The sequence below is a fragment of the Xenorhabdus griffiniae genome (genome assembly GCF_037265215.1).
Taxonomy (GTDB): Bacteria; Pseudomonadota; Gammaproteobacteria; order Enterobacterales; family Enterobacteriaceae; genus Xenorhabdus; species Xenorhabdus griffiniae.
This window is the reverse complement of record NZ_CP147737.1, coordinates 2,583,184-2,600,385: the sequence shown is the minus strand read 5'-3', so window position 1 is coordinate 2,600,385 and position 17,202 is coordinate 2,583,184. Positions and strand designations below refer to the sequence as shown.

17 protein-coding genes and 1 other annotated feature are annotated in these 17,202 nt (G+C 43.2%); all 17 genes read left to right on the top strand.

The window, feature by feature from the left end; genetic code table 11:
- Positions 1 to 517: 517 nt before the first annotated feature.
- The 17 genes from thrS (at position 518) to arnF (ending at position 17,171) form a co-directional block, all read left to right on the top strand.
- A complete protein-coding gene (gene thrS / locus WDV75_RS11095; RefSeq protein WP_273570789.1) occupies positions 518 to 2,446 on the top strand; it encodes a threonine--tRNA ligase in 1,929 nt (642 codons plus the stop codon).
- 3 nt (positions 2,447 to 2,449) lie between these two features.
- Entirely contained in the window at positions 2,450 to 2,989 is a 540-nt protein-coding gene (gene infC, locus WDV75_RS11090; RefSeq protein WP_273570799.1) for a translation initiation factor IF-3, read from the top strand.
- Positions 2,990 to 3,082: 93 nt separating this feature from the next.
- Complete coding sequence (rpmI, locus tag WDV75_RS11085; protein WP_006118955.1) at positions 3,083 to 3,280, top strand: 50S ribosomal protein L35; 198 nt, start codon at positions 3,083 to 3,085, stop codon at positions 3,278 to 3,280.
- Positions 3,281 to 3,322: 42 nt separating this feature from the next.
- Positions 3,323 to 3,679, top strand: coding sequence for a 50S ribosomal protein L20 (gene rplT / locus WDV75_RS11080; protein ID WP_010847342.1), 357 nt, complete (start codon positions 3,323 to 3,325; stop codon positions 3,677 to 3,679).
- 104 nt (positions 3,680 to 3,783) lie between these two features.
- Positions 3,784 to 3,906: a sequence feature (Phe leader region), on the top strand.
- Positions 3,785 to 3,832, top strand: coding sequence for a pheST operon leader peptide PheM (pheM, locus tag WDV75_RS22120; protein WP_152669842.1), 48 nt, complete (start codon positions 3,785 to 3,787; stop codon positions 3,830 to 3,832). (Overlaps the previous feature by 48 nt.)
- An 82-nt stretch (positions 3,907 to 3,988) precedes the next feature.
- Positions 3,989 to 4,972 carry a phenylalanine--tRNA ligase subunit alpha gene (gene pheS / locus WDV75_RS11075; protein WP_189760066.1) on the top strand — a complete coding sequence of 328 codons (984 nt, stop codon included), beginning with the start codon at positions 3,989 to 3,991 and terminating at the stop codon, positions 4,970 to 4,972.
- 14 nt (positions 4,973 to 4,986) lie between these two features.
- Entirely contained in the window at positions 4,987 to 7,374 is a 2,388-nt protein-coding gene (pheT, locus tag WDV75_RS11070) for a phenylalanine--tRNA ligase subunit beta (protein ID WP_273570787.1), read from the top strand.
- A gap of 4 nt (positions 7,375 to 7,378) precedes the next feature.
- The gene (gene ihfA, locus WDV75_RS11065; RefSeq protein WP_038233943.1) at positions 7,379 to 7,675 is read left to right on the top strand and encodes an integration host factor subunit alpha; all 297 of its coding nucleotides are present in this window, start codon (positions 7,379 to 7,381) and stop codon (positions 7,673 to 7,675) included.
- Between the two features lie 95 nt (positions 7,676 to 7,770).
- Positions 7,771 to 8,766: a vitamin B12 ABC transporter permease BtuC gene (btuC, locus tag WDV75_RS11060; RefSeq protein WP_273570785.1), complete on the top strand. Its 996-nt coding sequence runs from the start codon at positions 7,771 to 7,773 to the stop codon at positions 8,764 to 8,766.
- Positions 8,767 to 8,817: 51 nt separating this feature from the next.
- Positions 8,818 to 9,585, top strand: a complete 768-nt coding sequence (gene btuD / locus WDV75_RS11055) for a vitamin B12 ABC transporter ATP-binding protein BtuD (protein ID WP_273570783.1) — start codon at positions 8,818 to 8,820, stop codon at positions 9,583 to 9,585.
- A gap of 156 nt (positions 9,586 to 9,741) precedes the next feature.
- A complete protein-coding gene (gene arnB / locus WDV75_RS11050; protein WP_273570781.1) occupies positions 9,742 to 10,887 on the top strand; it encodes a UDP-4-amino-4-deoxy-L-arabinose aminotransferase in 1,146 nt (381 codons plus the stop codon).
- Positions 10,888 to 11,865, top strand: a complete 978-nt coding sequence (gene arnC / locus WDV75_RS11045; RefSeq protein WP_273570780.1) for an undecaprenyl-phosphate 4-deoxy-4-formamido-L-arabinose transferase — start codon at positions 10,888 to 10,890, stop codon at positions 11,863 to 11,865.
- Positions 11,865 to 13,838, top strand: a complete 1,974-nt coding sequence (gene arnA / locus WDV75_RS11040; RefSeq protein WP_273570779.1) for a bifunctional UDP-4-amino-4-deoxy-L-arabinose formyltransferase/UDP-glucuronic acid oxidase ArnA — start codon at positions 11,865 to 11,867, stop codon at positions 13,836 to 13,838. The genes arnC and arnA overlap by 1 nt, the downstream gene beginning before the upstream one ends.
- Positions 13,839 to 13,880: 42 nt before the next feature.
- A complete protein-coding gene (arnD, locus tag WDV75_RS11035) occupies positions 13,881 to 14,774 on the top strand; it encodes a 4-deoxy-4-formamido-L-arabinose-phosphoundecaprenol deformylase (RefSeq protein WP_273570777.1) in 894 nt (297 codons plus the stop codon).
- Positions 14,775 to 14,779: 5 nt separating this feature from the next.
- Entirely contained in the window at positions 14,780 to 16,441 is a 1,662-nt protein-coding gene (gene arnT, locus WDV75_RS11030; protein ID WP_273570775.1) for a lipid IV(A) 4-amino-4-deoxy-L-arabinosyltransferase, read from the top strand.
- Positions 16,438 to 16,788, top strand: a complete 351-nt coding sequence (arnE, locus tag WDV75_RS11025; protein ID WP_189760074.1) for a 4-amino-4-deoxy-L-arabinose-phosphoundecaprenol flippase subunit ArnE — start codon at positions 16,438 to 16,440, stop codon at positions 16,786 to 16,788. The genes arnT and arnE overlap by 4 nt, the downstream gene beginning before the upstream one ends.
- Positions 16,785 to 17,171 (top strand): 4-amino-4-deoxy-L-arabinose-phosphoundecaprenol flippase subunit ArnF, encoded by a 387-nt coding sequence (gene arnF / locus WDV75_RS11020; protein WP_189760075.1) that lies wholly within the window; start codon positions 16,785 to 16,787, stop codon positions 17,169 to 17,171. Before arnE ends, arnF begins: the two co-directional genes overlap by 4 nt.
- Positions 17,172 to 17,202 lie beyond the last annotated feature (31 nt).

Here is a 17,202-nt window from a genome sequence, read left to right as displayed (position 1 = left end):
GCAATTGTAATTTAGGCTGTTTCTATATTAAAAGCATTTAGCATAATAAATAGCGTTTCAAAATGATAGGAGTATTCCTTACCTCGCGCGGGGTAAGGAACGCCAACATTTGATACTCTCAATATTATGAAAAAAACTATTTATATAGATACAGCCTTTTATTAATTATTGCAATTTCCAATTTACGTTAAGGCATATATACCAATCTAACTTCAAGATGCGTGTAATTTCTCCCCGCGAAACGCGGAGAAAATCGGGTTTCATATCGTGTTGTAAATTGCAATTTGAAGTTTAATGCGTATATTTCCACAGAGCTATTTTAACACCGACTCTGTGTGCTAGTATGTCGGGCGAGTTAGGGCAAATGTACAGGATACATTTCGAAAATGTGACCTTAAATCTGTACACATCTTGCGGAGTGAAGCAAGGATTTGTTCCTAACGTGTTGATTAATAATAAATTTTGTTTAATGCAAGTGATCTTTCGTATGGGTCACCACTGTACATAAGGATTTTAAATGCCTGTAATTACTCTTCCTGACGGTAGTCAACGTCAATTTGAGCATGCTGTTTCCGTAATGGATGTGGCTCGTGATATCGGTGCTGGTTTGGCAAAAGCGTGTATTGCTGGCCGTGTTAATGGAGAATTGGTTGATGCTTGCGAATTAATCGAGACCGATTCCAATCTTGCCATTATCACCAGTAAGAATGAAGAAGGTTTGGAAATTATCCGTCATTCATGTGCACATTTGTTGGGCCATGCAATCAAGCAGTTGTGGCCCGATACGAAAATGGCTATCGGTCCTGTTATTGACAATGGTTTCTACTATGACGTCGATTTAGATCGCTCTTTGACACAGGAAGATATCGAGCTGCTTGAAAAACGTATGCTGGAACTTGCGAAAAAAGACTACGATGTCATCAAGAAAAGGGTTGGCTGGCAAGAAGCGCGTGACACATTTGCAGCTCGCGGTGAAGAGTATAAGATCCAGATTCTGGACGAAAACATTAGTCGTGATGATCGCCCAGGTCTGTATCACCATGAAGAATATGTTGATATGTGCCGTGGGCCGCATGTTCCTAACATGCGTTTCTGTCATCACTTTAAATTGCAAAAAGTTGCAGGGGCATACTGGCGCGGCAATAGTGACAACAAAATGTTGCAGCGTATTTATGGTACTGCATGGGCGGATAAGAAACAGCTTAATGCCTATTTACAGCGCTTGGAAGAAGCCGCAAAACGCGATCACCGTAAAATTGGTAAGCAGCTTGACCTGTATCATATGCAAGAAGAAGCACCAGGCATGGCGTTTTGGCATAATGACGGCTGGACAATTTTCCGTGAATTAGAAACTTTCGTCCGCACAAAACTCAAAGAGTACCAATATCAGGAAGTAAAAGGCCCATTCATGATGGACCGTATTCTGTGGGAAAAAACCGGGCACTGGGAAAACTATAAAGAAAATATGTTCACAACTTCATCGGAAAACCGCGAATATTGCGTAAAACCGATGAACTGCCCAGGCCATGTTCAGATTTTCAACCAAGGATTGAAATCTTACCGTGACTTGCCGTTGCGTATGGCTGAATTTGGTAGCTGTCACCGTAACGAACCATCTGGCGCTTTACATGGTTTGATGCGTGTACGTGGTTTTACTCAAGATGATGCACATATTTTCTGTACTGAAGATCAGATCCTTCAGGAAGTCAGTAGCTGTATCAATATGATTTATGATGTGTACGGCACATTTGGCTTTGAGAAGATTGTTGTTAAATTGTCAACACGCCCGGAAAAACGTATTGGTACGGAAAAACAGTGGGATGAAGCAGAAGCGGATCTTGCTCAAGCATTAACCCGAAATGGTATTGAATTTGAGTACCAGCCGGGTGAAGGGGCATTTTATGGCCCTAAAATTGAATTTACTCTATATGATTGTTTGGATCGTGCGTGGCAATGTGGTACTGTGCAACTCGATTTTTCACTGCCAGCACGCTTGAGTGCGTCATATGTAGGGGAAAATAACGAACGTAAGGTTCCTGTCATGATTCACCGTGCAGTTCTGGGATCGCTGGAACGGTTCATCGGTATCCTGACAGAAGAGTATGCTGGGTTTTTCCCAACATGGTTGGCACCTCAGCAGGTCGTCGTTATGAATATTACTGATGGCCAGTCAGATTATGTACAGGAATTGGTTAAAAAACTTCAAGATGCAGGCATTCGTGCAAAAGCAGACTTGAGAAACGAGAAGATTGGTTTTAAAATCCGTGAACACACTCTGCGTCGTGTGCCTTATATGCTTGTATGTGGTGACAAAGAAGTCGAATCAGGAAAAGTATCCGTTCGTACTCGCCGCGGCAAAGATTTAGGTAGCATTGAGGTCAGTGAGTTTACAGAAAAACTGCTGACAGAAATACGCAGTCGCAATCTTCACCAATTGGAGGAATAAGGTATTAAAGGCGGAAAAAGAATTCAACCGGCGCGTCCAAATCGCATTAATGAAGAGATTCGCGCCTCTGAAGTTCGTTTAACTGGATTAGATGGCGAACAGATTGGTATTGTCAGTCTGAGAGAAGCTCTCGAAAAAGCTGAGGAAGCTGGTGTTGATTTAGTTGAAATCAGCCCAAATGCCGAACCGCCGGTTTGTCGTATTATGGATTACGGCAAGTTCCTCTATGAAAAGAGTAAGTCAATCAAAGAACAGAAAAAGAAACAAAAGGTTATTCAGGTTAAGGAAATTAAATTCCGTCCTGGTACAGATGAAGGCGACTATCAGGTCAAACTACGCAACCTGATTCGTTTTCTGGAAGATGGCGATAAAGCCAAAATCACCCTGCGTTTCCGTGGGCGTGAAATGGCACACCAACAGATTGGTATCGAAATGCTTAACCGCATCCGTGACGATCTGAGTGAACTGGCGGTGGTCGAATCCTTCCCAACGAAGGTTGAAGGCCGCCAGATGATCATGGTGCTCGCTCCTAAGAAGAAATAGTCAGGCAAACAAGTAATGGGCTCCAGTTAATCTGGCTGGAGTCTATTCGCCTGACTAGTTCGTTGTAATTAACAATGCGAAGTGGAAATTAAAATGCCAAAGATTAAAACAGTACGCGGCGCAGCTAAACGCTTCAAAAAAACCGCAAGCGGCGGTTTCAAGCGTAAGCACGCTAACCTTCGTCACATTCTGACTAAAAAATCAACTAAACGTAAACGTCATTTACGTCCAAAAGGCATGGTCTCCAAAGGTGATCTGGGCCTGGTTGTTGCTTGTCTGCCATACGCATAAGCAATTTTTTAGATTAGAACTCAGAGACGATAGGAGAAGTATATGGCTCGCGTAAAACGTGGTGTTATTGCCCGTGCACGTCACAAAAAAATTCTGAAACAAGCGAAAGGTTACTACGGTGCTCGTTCGCGCGTTTACCGTGTTGCTTTCCAGGCTGTTATCAAAGCTGGTCAGTACGCTTACCGTGACCGCCGTCAGCGTAAACGTCAATTCCGTCAACTGTGGATTGCACGTATTAACGCTGCTGCACGTCAGAACGGCATGTCTTACAGCCGTTTCATCAACGGCCTGAAAAAGGCTTCGATTGAAATCGACCGTAAGATTCTGGCTGACATCGCTGTATTCGACAAAGTAGCATTCGCTGCTTTGGTTGAAAAAGCGAAGGGCGCTCTGGCATAAGTCAGGTTAAAAGAGGGAGCTTGCTCCCTCTTTTACTTTTTTCTAAAAGATTAGATACTATCTGCGATCAGTAAATGCAAGAAGGACACAGGAGAAAGAACGTAAATGATAAAGTTAGCCTTTTTTCGTTTCTTTTTTTACTTTAGCACCTGAAATCAGGGGGCTTCGCGCGTAAGAAAAGAAATGAAAAATAGCGCTTGAGCCTCCAGTGTGGAGGCTTTTTTATTTTTATGGCCTCATTAGTCGATAACATTGAGGACATAGTCGATAACAACTAAAGGGCCATCAGGCCGAAGGAAGAGGAAAACGATGTCACATCTTACTGAGCTGGTTGCAAAGGCAAAAACAGCCGTGGAAGAAGCCCAGGATGTTGCCGCGTTGGATTTGGTGCGAGTTGAATACCTGGGAAAAAAAGGCCATTTAACCCTCCAGATGTCATCGCTGCGTGACTTACCAGCCGAAGAACGTCCAGCGGCAGGGGCTGTTATTAATCAGGCGAAACAAGAAGTTCAAGAAGCTTTGAATGCGCGTAAGGCAAAGCTGGAAGCTGATATTCTGAATGCGCGTTTGGCAGCAGAAAAAATTGATGTTTCGTTGCCTGGTCGTCGTATGGAAAATGGTGGCTTGCACCCTGTTACCCGCACGATTGAACGTATTGAAACTTTCTTTGGCGAGTTGGGCTTTTCTGTTGAATCAGGCCCGGAAATCGAAGATGACTATCATAATTTTGATGCTCTGAACATTCCTGCACACCATCCTGCGCGTGCTGATCACGATACTTTCTGGTTTGATGCGACGCGTTTGTTGCGTACCCAGACTTCTGGGGTACAGATCCGCACCATGAAAGAGCGTCAGCCGCCAATCCGTATCATTGCACCTGGTCGTGTATACCGTAACGATTATGATCAGACTCATACTCCAATGTTCCATCAGGTAGAAGGGCTGATCGTTGATAAAAATATCAGCTTTACCAACCTGAAAGGCACACTGCATGACTTTTTGAATAACTTCTTTGAAGAAGATATGCAGATACGTTTCCGTCCTTCTTATTTTCCATTTACAGAACCTTCCGCAGAAGTTGATGTGATGGGCAAAAATGGGAAATGGTTAGAAGTTTTGGGTTGCGGTATGGTGCATCCTAACGTATTACGCAATGTTGGTATTGATCCTGAAATCTATTCTGGTTTTGCCTTTGGCATGGGAATGGAGCGTCTGACCATGCTGCGTTATGGTGTTACAGACTTGCGTGCATTCTTCGAAAATGATTTACGTTTCCTCAAACAATTTAAATAAGGCGGGTATATCTCATGAAATTCAGTGAACTCTGGTTACGCGAGTGGGCAAACCCAGCCATTAATAGTGAAGCATTGTCTGATCAAATCACCATGGCGGGTTTGGAAGTTGATGGTGTTGAAAAAGTGGCAGGTCAATTCCACGGTGTATTTGTTGGTGAAGTTGTTGAGTGTGGACAACATCCAAATGCAGATAAGTTGCGTGTCACAAAAGTTAATGTTGGCGGCGAACGCCTGTTAGATATTGTCTGTGGTGCACCTAATTGCCGACAAGGGCTTCGTGTCGCTGTTGCTACGGTTGGTGCTGTGCTGCCAGGTGATTTCAAAATTAAGCCAGCAAAATTGCGTGGCGAGCCGTCAGAAGGCATGTTGTGTTCATTTGCTGAATTAGGTATTGCAGACGATCATGATGGCATTATTGAACTGCCAGCAGATGCTCCGATTGGTGTTGATCTGCGTGATTACATGAAATTGGACGATAATGCGATTGAAATCAGCATTACACCAAACCGTGCTGACTGCCTGAGCATCATGGGGGTTGCACGTGATGTTGCAGTTATCAATAAATTGTCCATGGCAGAGCCAAAAATCGAAGCGGTTAAACCAACTACAGATGCCACATTCCCTATTCGTGTTGAGGCTCCTGAAGCCTGTCCGCGCTATTTGGGGCGTGTGATCAAGAATGTGAACGTCAAAGCAATCACTCCATTGTGGATGCGCGAAAAACTGCGTCGTGGTGGTGTTCGTTCCATTGATCCGGTTGTTGATATTACCAACTATGTTTTGCTCGAATTGGGCCAACCATTGCACGCGTTCGATTTGGAACGTTTGAATGGTTCAATTATTGTGCGTTTTGCTGAGCAAGGTGAAAAACTTACTCTGCTAGATGGTAGTGAAACCGAACTTTCTGCTGAAACACTCATTATTTCTGATGAAAAACAACCGGTTGCTATGGCGGGGATTTTTGGCGGGGAATATTCTGGTGTTAATGCAGAAACGCAGCATATTATGCTAGAATGTGCGTTCTTTGCACCACTGGCAATTACTGGCCGTGCTCGTCGTTATGGTTTGCACACCGATGCTTCTCACCGTTTTGAACGTGGTGTTGATCCTCAGCTTCAGCATAAAGCGATGGAATATGCCACTCAATTGTTGATCGACATTTGTGGGGGAGAGGCCGGTGAAATTGTTGATGTTACTAGCGAATCTCACTTACCAAAACCAGCGACGATTACGCTTAATCGCAATAAATTGGATCGCTTGATTGGTCATCATGTTGCTGATGAACAAGTCACAGATATCCTGACGCGTTTAGGTTGCGAGGTCACGGTCCAGGATGGAAGTTGGCAGACTGTTGCACCTAGCTGGCGTTTTGATATGCAAATTGAGGAAGATCTCGTTGAAGAGGTCGCTCGTATTTACGGTTATAACAACATTCCTGACGTTCCAGTGCGCGCAGATCTGATTATGACTTCACATCGTGAAGCTGATTTGCCATTGAAACGGGTTAAAACAATGTTGGTGGACAGAGGTTATCAAGAAGCGATTACTTATAGCTTCGTAGATCCTAAGATTCAGAAATATCTTCACCCACAGGAAGAAGCGTTAATTTTGCCTAATCCAATTTCGGCGGATATGTCTGCAATGCGTTTGTCCTTATTGACAGGATTATTGACTACTGTTGCCTATAACCAGAACCGTCAGCAAAACCGTGTCCGTTTATTCGAAACAGGATTGCGTTTTGTACCGGATGAAAATGCGGAGCATGGGATCCGTCAGGAATTCATGCTCGGTGGCGTTATTGCAGGCAACCGTTTCGAAGAGCACTGGTCGATTGAAAAACAAGCAGTTGATTTCTTTGATTTGAAGGGTGATTTAGAATCTGTTTTAGAATTGACAGGTAAACTATCTAACATTTCCTTTAAGGCAGAAGAACATCCTGCTTTACATTCTGGACAAAGCGCTGGGATTTATCTGGAAAATAATTACATTGGTTATATCGGTGTTGTTCATCCAGAACTGGAGCGTAAACTTGACTTAAACGGCCGTACCGTGGTATTCGAGTTATTATGGACTGGTCTGGTAGACCGCGTAATCCCTGAGATGAAGGAAGTTTCTCGCTTCCCATCTAACCGCCGTGATATCGCCATTGTTGTGCCTGAAAATGTAGCCGCAGAAGATGTTCTGGTTGAATGTAAGAAAGTTGGCGTAAATCATATAGTTGGCATAAACTTATTTGACGTGTATTGTGGTAAAGGTGTCGCGGAAGGCTACAAGAGCCTTGCTATTAGCTTAATCTTGCAGGATACCATGCGTACACTGGAAGAAGAAGAAATTGCTGCGACCGTCAACAAATGCGTTGCTGCACTAGAACAGCGATTCCAAGCATCCTTGAGGGACTGAACTTATGGCGCTTACTAAAGCTGAAATGTCAGAAAATCTGTTTGAGAAACTGGGTATTAGCAAGCGTGACGCTAAAGATCTGGTAGAAATGTTCTTTGAAGAAGTTCGTCGTTCTTTGGAGAATGGGGAGCAAGTGAAATTATCTGGATTTGGCAACTTTGATTTGCGAGACAAAAATCAACGTCCAGGCCGTAATCCAAAAACAGGTGAAGATATTCCGATTACGGCTCGCCGTGTTGTCACTTTTCGCCCTGGTCAAAAATTGAAAAACAGAGTGGAAAAAGCGTTACCCAAAGAATAACTACATAAAAAGGCCGCATTTTGCGGTCTTTTTCTTATCTTTTCTTTTCATTGCCTTCAATGGAAGGAGCATTTATTTTCTAAATGGCCTCACACATGCGCTCTGTTTACGAGTTGATCACCTATCAGAGAAAACGTAACCATCGAGTGATGGCGGTTTTGTCTGTTTTATTCGTTATTCTGTTTATCTTGTCATTATGTGCCGGTGAAATCTGGTTTTGGCCTGATCAATGGTTATCAGAGCCTGCTCAGTTGTTTGTTTGGCAGTTGAGATTGCCCCGAGTGATTGCCGTGATAGTGGTTGGTGCGAGCTTAGCCCTGTCAGGAGCCATTATGCAGGCGTTGTTCGAAAACCCATTGGCGGAGCCGGGATTGCTTGGGATCAGTAATGGTGCTGGTGTTGTAGTGGTATGTTTAATCCTTATTTTTCATGGTATTGCGCCATTGTGGTTATTAAGTGTTGGCGCGGTATTTGGGGCATTTTTTATGACCGCTATTTTGCTGGGATTTTCCAGAAAACATCAAGTGACCAATACCCGCCTGTTATTGATTGGCGTTGCTTTCGGGGTGATCTTTGGCGCCTTGATGACATGGATGGTTTATTTCAGTACCAGTTTAGATCTCCGGCAATTGATGTATTGGATGATGGGAAGTTTCAGTGGCGTTGATTGGCGCCAAAAATGGCTGATGGTTGCATTGTTTCCCGCTGTCTTATGGTTAAGCAGTAAGGGTAACATTCTGAATTACCTCTCTCTTGGGGAGTTACAGGCTCGGCAACTGGGTGTGTCTCACCATAAATGGCGTAATGTTTTTGTATCGATAATCGGGTTATTAGTTGGTTTGAGTGTTGCTCTTGCGGGAGCTATCAGTTTTATCGGTTTGGTTATTCCCCATATCTTGAGGTTAACGGGTTTGACTGATCATAAGGCGCTACTTCCAGCCAGTGCATTGGCTGGAAGTAGTGGTTTACTGTTGGCAGATTTAGTTTCCCGTCTGTCATTATCCCATGCAGAAGTGCCAATAGGCGTTGTCACCGTAACTTTAGGTTCCCCCATTTTTATATGGTTGTTATTAAGAACACGTCACTATTAAGAAATACCGCACTTGCCTGTTAATGCAAGATAAGGAAATGAGGGTAATAACATGATCGGTCAGCCGATTTTGCAACTGGATAATGTTACTGTTAACAACAGATTGAGTTCATTGTCTGGGGCTGTTGCGGCAGGGAAACAAACTCATCTGGTGGGGCTCAATGGTTCAGGGAAAAGCACTCTGCTTGCAGCAATTGCGGGCGTGTTATCCTATAGCGGCACTATTTGTTTGCATGGACGAAACTTGCAGGATTACCGCCAGCACGAATTGGCAAAACACCGTGCCTGGTTCTCCCAGGCTTCTTCTGTTCCTATCATGCCGGTTTTTCAGTATTTAGATATGTTCCGCCCTGAATGTGCGCCATTGGCTCACAGTGAACAAGTGTTGTATGAACTGTGCCAGCAAATGAAACTCCTGCCATTGCTTACTTCGTCAATTGGTCAACTCTCTGGCGGAGAGTGGCAACGCGTCAGATTGGCGGGCACGTTTTTTCAGATATGGCCGGAGCTAAATCCTGCTGGGAGTTTACTCTTACTTGATGAGCCAACAAATAATCTTGATATCACCCAACAAGCCATTTTAGATAAGTTAATAAAAAGATTTTGTGCGTTGGGAGGAACGGTATTATTGAGTAGCCATGATCTTAACCACACATATGAACAAGCAACAGAAGTATGGCTGCTCTCGCATGGCAAATTGTTAGCATCAGGTATGCCACAGAATGTAATGACAGAACGAAATTTGTCAGAAGTTTTTGAGGTAAATATTGGACATATTAGAAATGCCAGCTATAAATTATGGAGGGTCAGCCACATGTAATTCCTGTAAGCGAAATCCACCATAATCATTGCTTGTTATCTGTTTTTGGTGTTCGGTTGACCACAATTTGTTTTTCGTTGATGTTTCGTTAAAAAATCATCATCTAGAATCGATTAATTATAAAACAATTTGGGATAGACAAGGCACAAGGCGATTATGGATAATTTTTTGCCATTTTCTCGTCCTGCAATTGGCAGCGAAGAGATAGAAGCGATAGAGAAAGTTTTACACTCAGGTTGGATTACTACAGGCCCACAAAACCATCAGTTAGAGCAAGATTTTTCTCATATGTTTGGCTGCAAACATGCAATTGCTCTATATTCCGCGACTGCGGGAATGCATTTGGCTTTGTTGGCTCTCGGCATAGGCCCAGGTGATGAAGTCATTACGCCTTCCCAAACCTGGGTTTCCACGATCAATATGATTTGCTTGCTGGGCGCTGAACCTGTCATGGTGGATGTTGACCGTGATACATTAATGGTCAGCGCAGAAACAATCAAAAAAGCGATTACCTCCAAAACCAAAGCAATTATTCCCGTCCATTATGCAGGAGCGCCTTGTGATCTTGATGCTCTCCGCGCTGTAGCCCAAGAAGCGAAAATCCCTCTGATTGAAGATGCAGCTCATGCTGTCGGCACTCGTTATAAAAATGAATGGATTGGTGAGCGGGGTAGCGCAATTTTTTCTTTTCATGCGATAAAAAACATGACCTGTGCCGAAGGTGGCATGTTCGTTACAGATGATGATGAGCTTGCCCAACGGATCCGCTGTTTAAAATTTCATGGCTTAGCTGTTGATGCTTTTGATAGACAAATTCAGGGCAGGAAACCTCAAGCGGAAGTGATTGAGCCGGGTTTTAAATACAACCTATCAGATATTCATGCGGCGATGGCAGTTGTGCAACTAGGCAAACTGGCATCAATGAATGAACGCCGTCGGGAATTGGTGGCTCGCTATTCTGCCGCTCTTATTGATTCGCCGTTGCAAATGCTGAAAGCTCCCGAATATGCGCATTTGCATTCCCATCATCTTTTTATGGTAAGAGTTGATAAAAATATCTGTGGTATTGACCGCGATACTTTTATGGCCCGCCTAAAGGATAGGAATATTGGCACGGGTTTGCACTTCAGAGCTGCGCATACACAAAAATATTATCGTGAGCGTTATCCACAACTCTCCCTGCCTGTATCTGAGTGGAATTCGTCAACACTGTGTTCATTACCTCTTTTTCCCGATATGAGCAATGACGATGTAGATCGTGTCGTGAATGTAATAACTGAAATTCTTTCGGAGCATAAGTAAGTGACATTTGAGAAGATCAAAAAAGTTTCAGTCGTTATTCCTGTTTACAACGAAGAAGAAAGTTTACCCCAATTATTGGAAAGAACGCTCGCAGCGTGCCAAAAATTAGAACAGAAATACGAATTAATCTTGGTCGATGATGGCAGCCATGATAGTTCTGCCGAGATCTTAACTCAGGCGGCAGAATCTCCAGAAAATCATGTGATTGCGATTTTGCTTAACCGTAATTATGGACAACATTCAGCTATCATAGCCGGTTTCCATCAAGCTGACGGTGATCTGGTTATTACACTTGATGCTGATTTGCAAAACCCACCGGAAGAAATTCCCCGTTTAGTTAAAACAGCGGAAGAGGGATATGACGTTGTGGGGACACGTCGTATTCATCGGCAGGACTCTTGGTTCCGTAAAGCCGCTTCCAAAATAATCAATGCAATGATAACCAAGGCGACGGGGCGTTCGATGGGGGATTATGGTTGCATGTTGCGCGCCTATCGACGTCATATTGTCTGTGCGATGCTTCAATGCCATGAGCGCAGTACATTTATTCCTATCCTTGCCAACACCTTTGCACGCAGAACAATAGAAATTGACGTGGCCCATGCAGAGCGTGAGTTTGGGGACTCCAAGTACAGTTTTATGAAACTGATAAACCTGATGTATGACCTTCTGACGTGCTTAACTACTGCACCATTGCGGTTACTAAGCGTCGCGGGAAGTATCATTGCCATAACAGGTTTTTTGTTGGCGGTGTTATTGATTGTTCTGCGCCTTATATTTGGTTCAATGTGGGCTGCTGAAGGGGTGTTTACCCTGTTTGCTATTCTTTTCATGTTCATTGGAGCACAGTTCGTCGCCATGGGACTGTTGGGTGAATACATTGGTCGAATATATAACGATGTACGTGCTCGTCCGCGCTATTTTATTCAAAAAGTGGTCGGAATTAAGAAGACTAACGATAATCAGGAAGAAAGCTAATGAAAGCAATTATTTTTGCCTATCACGATATTGGTTGTGTCGGACTTAATGCATTAGTCAAATTGGGTTTTGATGTTCAGGCTGTATTCACTCACACAGATGATCCAAATGAAAATCACTTTTTCTCTTCTGTTGCACGTATCGGTGCTGATTTGGGGTTACCTGTGTTTGCACCAGAAAATGTGAATCACCCGCTTTGGGTTGAACGCATTCGTGAGATGAAACCAGATGTTATTTTCTCTTTTTACTATCGCAACATGCTTAGCCAGGAAATTCTGTCACTGGCTGAAAAAGGCGCGTTTAACCTTCATGGCTCCTTGTTGCCTAAATATCGTGGCCGTGCTCCGGTTAACTGGGCTGTACTCCATGGCGAGGCTGAAACCGGTGTAACATTACATAAAATGCTGGAGAAGCCGGATGCGGGAGATATTATCGCACAACAGGTTGTACAGATTGGTGAAAATGATACTTCGCTGAGAGTACATGAAAAAATACGTGAAGCGACAGTTGAATTATTGGATCGCATTCTGCCTCAAATAAAATCGGGCCATTATCCATCAATTCCACAAGATGAAAGCCAGGCCACTTATTTTGGCCGCCGTACTGCTGAAGATGGTGAGATAGTATGGAATAAGTCTGCCAAAGAGATTAATAACTTAGTCAGGGCAGTGACAGAACCCTACCCAGGCGCATTTACTTTTCTCGGTGAACGTAAGATGACGATTTGGCGTTCACGGCCACTTACTCAGTCCCACGGAAAACGCCCAGGAACCGTAATCTCGACGGCTCCCTTTGTGATTGCTTGTGGTGATGGTGCGCTGGAAATTATTAGTGGCCAAGGGGAGTCAGGGCTTTATGTTCAAGGTAATCGATTAGCTCTTGAGATGGGTATTGTCGCAGGGGTTCATGTTGGCCCTAAAGCAACAACCCAAATCAGTCGTCGTAAACGAGTTCTCATTTTGGGCGTCAATGGATTCATTGGTAACCATCTGACTGAACGGTTGTTGAGTGATGGCAATTATGACATTTATGGGATGGATATTGGTTCTTCTGCGATTGAGCGATTTATTGGTGATCCACGCTTTCACTTTATTGAAGGAGATATCAGCATTCATACTGAATGGATTGAATATCACATCAAAAAATGTGATGTCATCCTGCCATTAGTGGCAATTGCGACGCCAATTGAATATACCCGCAATCCTTTGCGAGTCTTTGAACTGGATTTTGAAGAGAACCTTAAAATTGTGCGTTATTGTGTTAAATACAATAAACGGATTATTTTCCCATCCACATCCGAAGTTTACGGTATGTGTGATGATAAAGAATTTGATGAAGATACTTCGCGTCTGATTGTTGGACCTATTAATAAACAGCGTTGGATCTATTCAGTTTCAAAACAATTACTCGATCGAGTCATTTGGGCATATGGTACACAAGAAGGTCTGAAATTTACTTTATTCCGTCCATTTAACTGGATGGGGCCAAGGCTGGATAACCTACATTCAGCACGTATTGGTAGTTCAAGGGCTATTACCCAATTGATTTTGAACCTGGTGGAAGGCTCGCCAATTAAACTGGTGGATGGGGGAGAGCAAAAACGCTGTTTCACGGATATTCATGATGGTATTGAAGCACTGTACAGGATCATCGAAAACCGGGATGGGCGATGCGATAGTCAGATAATCAATATCGGTAATCCAACAAATGAAGCGAGCATTCGTCAGTTAGCCGAAATGTTATTAGATAGCTTTGAGCAACATGAGTTGCGGGGACACTTTCCCCCATTTGCTGGATTCAAGAAGATCGAAAGCAGCAGTTATTATGGACAAGGCTATCAGGATGTTGCACACCGCAAACCCAGCATTAAAAACGCAGCCCGTTTGCTCGATTGGAAACCCACTATTGATATGAAACAAACCATTGATGAAACATTGGATTTCTTTTTGCGTGGGGCCGTTGAAGAAAACTAAAAAGCCAGTTGGAAAACTGAGGACGAGAGCGGAAATAGCGTAATGAAAAAAGTTGGTTTGCGAATTGATGTGGACACTTATCGAGGCACTAAGGAAGGTGTGCCACGGTTGCTTGAAGTTTTACAAAAGCACCATATTCAAGCCAGTTTTTTCTTCAGTGTTGGCCCGGACAACATGGGGCGCCATTTATGGCGCCTGCTACGTCCAAAGTTTCTCTGGAAGATGCTGAGATCAAATGCTGTGTCTCTTTATGGCTTGGATATTTTATTGGCTGGTACAGCTTGGCCGGGAAAAAAAATCGCAAAAGATTTAGGGCATTTGATGAAGCAAACAATAGAAGCAGGCCATGAAGTTGGTTTACATGCATGGGATCATCAAGGTTGGCAGGCAAAAGTAGGTCGTTGGTCGGAGAAGGAATTAACAGAGCAAGTGAAATTGGGTGTTGATGCTTTGCAAAAAGCAACAGGAAAAGCTGTGACATGCTCAGCCGTCGCGGGTTGGCGAGCTGATGAACGTGTGCTGGCTGTTAAACAACATTTTGGTTTTGATTACAACAGTGATTGCCGCGGAACACATCCATTCAGGCCACTCTTGCCCGATGGACAAGTGGGAACTGTACAAATTCCTGTCACATTACCTACTTATGATGAAGTTGTTGGAACACACGTCAGCGATGCAGATTTTAATCATTTTATCCTTGCAGCGATTAAAAATGATCATGGGGTTCCTGTTTATACGATCCATACCGAAGTGGAAGGAATGTCAAAATCTTCACAATTTGAGACATTGCTGAACATGCTTCATCAACAAGATATTCAGTTCTGTAAATTAAGCCATTTATTACCAGAAAATAGGGATACGCTCCCTGTTGGGAAAATTGTTCGTTCGGATTTTCTTGGTCGTGAAGGCTGGTTAGGTTGCCAACAAGAGGTATAGCACAGATGTTGAACACCCGAACGAGTAAAGCGGGAGCCGTTCTGATGGCTCTTTTTTTTATTCTTACTTACTTATTGCCGCTGGATAGTCGTTTATTATGGCAGCCGGATGAAACTCGGTATGCAGAAATTAGTCGGGAAATGCTGCAACGCGGAGATTGGATCGTACCGTATTTTCTGGATATTCGCTATTTTGAAAAACCAGTAGCAGGATATTGGATCAACAACATTAGCCAGTGGATTTTTGGTGATAATAATTTTGCGGTCCGTTTTGGTTCCGTGCTTAGTATTCTAATCAGTGCGTTTCTTCTTTATCGTTTAGCAATGATGATGTGGCAATGTCGCCAGACTGCTTTTGTTTCCAGCCTGATTTACATTTCCATGTTTATTGTTTTTTCCATTGGCTCCTACAGTGTGCTTGATCCTATGTTTTCTTTATGGATGACAGCGGGGATCGTGAGCTGTTATTGGGCGCTTAAGGCGGTGGCGATCCGAGAACGGATTTTGGCATGGTCTGTTCTGGGGCTGACCTGTGGGATGGCTTTTATGACAAAAGGCTTTCTGGCATTAGCGCTCCCCGTGATTGCCATGCTACCCATTACAATATATCAAAAGCGTTTTTGGGAAATGGTTCGTTTCGGTCCTCTTGCCGTGATATTTGCTGTTTTGATAAGCCTACCGTGGGTGATTGCGATTGCCGTGCGTGAGCCGGATTACTGGCATTATTTCTTTTGGGTAGAGCACATACAGCGTTTTGCTTCTGATAAAGCTCAGCATATTGCACCTATTTGGTATTACTTACCCGTATTGATCTTAGGCGTGATCCCATGGCTAGGGTTACTACCAGGTGCTTTAATCAAAAGCTGGAAGGAGAAAAAAAGTCACCCAGAATTGTTTTTTTTGTTTTGCTGGTTTGTTGTTCCATTTGTGTTTTTTAGTATCGCAAAAGGAAAATTACCAACTTACATTTTACCCTTTATCGGCCCTTTAGCTTTGATGATGGCAAAATATGCTGTCGATTGCGTCAAAAATGGCAGCATGAACGTGTTGAAAATAAATGGGTTGGTGAATGTTTTCATCGGATTGCTTGCCATTTTGGTCCTTTTTATTCTGGAAACCTTAAAAGATCCCCCACTTTATCAACCCGACGAGTGGCTAAAATGGATTATGGGAATCATTGCCTTTGGCGTTTGGGGAGGCATTGGTTATCTTTGTTTTATTCGCGATGGTCAATATTGGTTATGGGCTGCCGCTTGTTCAATTATGCTCAACTTATCGATAGGTAGTGCTTTGCCTGATAAGACGATAAATTCCAAACTTCCCCAGCATTTCATTCAGCAAAACGAAAAAGAGTTGGCTGGCAGTAAATATATCTTGTCTCAATCTGTTGGCGTGGGGGCAGCGATTGCATGGGAATTGAAACGCAGTGATATTTACCTGTTTGATCGTCAGGGGGAATTAGAATATGGCCTTGCTTATCTTGATAGCCAATATCGGTATATCACGGAGCAAGAATTTCCTGCGTGGCTAGCGAAAGCACGTAAAAAAGGTCAAGTTGCGATTGTTTTTCTATTACCCTCAGAAGGTGAGTTGTCTGAATTACCTGAGCCGGATTTTGTGCGCCGTAATCATAGACTTGTGCTTGTGATTTATAAGAAACAGCCATGAGCAGTAACATAATATTATTGATTTTGGTTAGTCTGCTTACTTGTGCGGGGCAATTGTGCCAGAAGCAAGCGGTTATTTGTTGGCAGAAAAAAAATAACCCGCATAAAGTGGTATCGATGGTGATATGGCTGTCCAGTGCTATTCTTCTGTTGGGTATAGGAATGATATTTTGGTTGCGATTATTGCAATTTTTTCCACTGAGCATTGCTTACCCTATGCTTAGTATAAACTTTGTCATAGTGACTTTGATTGGGCAATTTTTGTATCAAGAAAAGGTGGGATTAAAGCACTGGATGGGGGTTTTTGCCATTATGTTCGGGATCTTATTGATGAGTTTAAGTCAATGAAAGGTTATCTTTGGGGGATGGCGAGTGTCCTGCTGATCACTGTAGCGCAATTGTTATTGAAGTGGGGAGTGGCTCATTTACCGGAACTTTCGTTATCAATGCACTGGTTGGATATCAACTGGCTTTGGGCAAATCACAATCCTTTGCTGATGATTATGGCAGGATTGGCGGGTTATATACTATCTATGTTATGTTGGTTTTTCACATTGAAATATCTGCCATTGAATAAAGCGTACCCTATTATTAGCTTGAGTTATGCTTTTGTTTATTTAATGGTGGCTTTATTACCTTGGTTTAGTGAAACTGTCTCACTGTTAAAAACGTTGGGCGTTTTTTTCATCTTATTGGGTGTTTGGTTAATCAGCAGACCGGAAACAAAATAGATAAAGTTTGTTGTTTCCATGGGTAATTGAG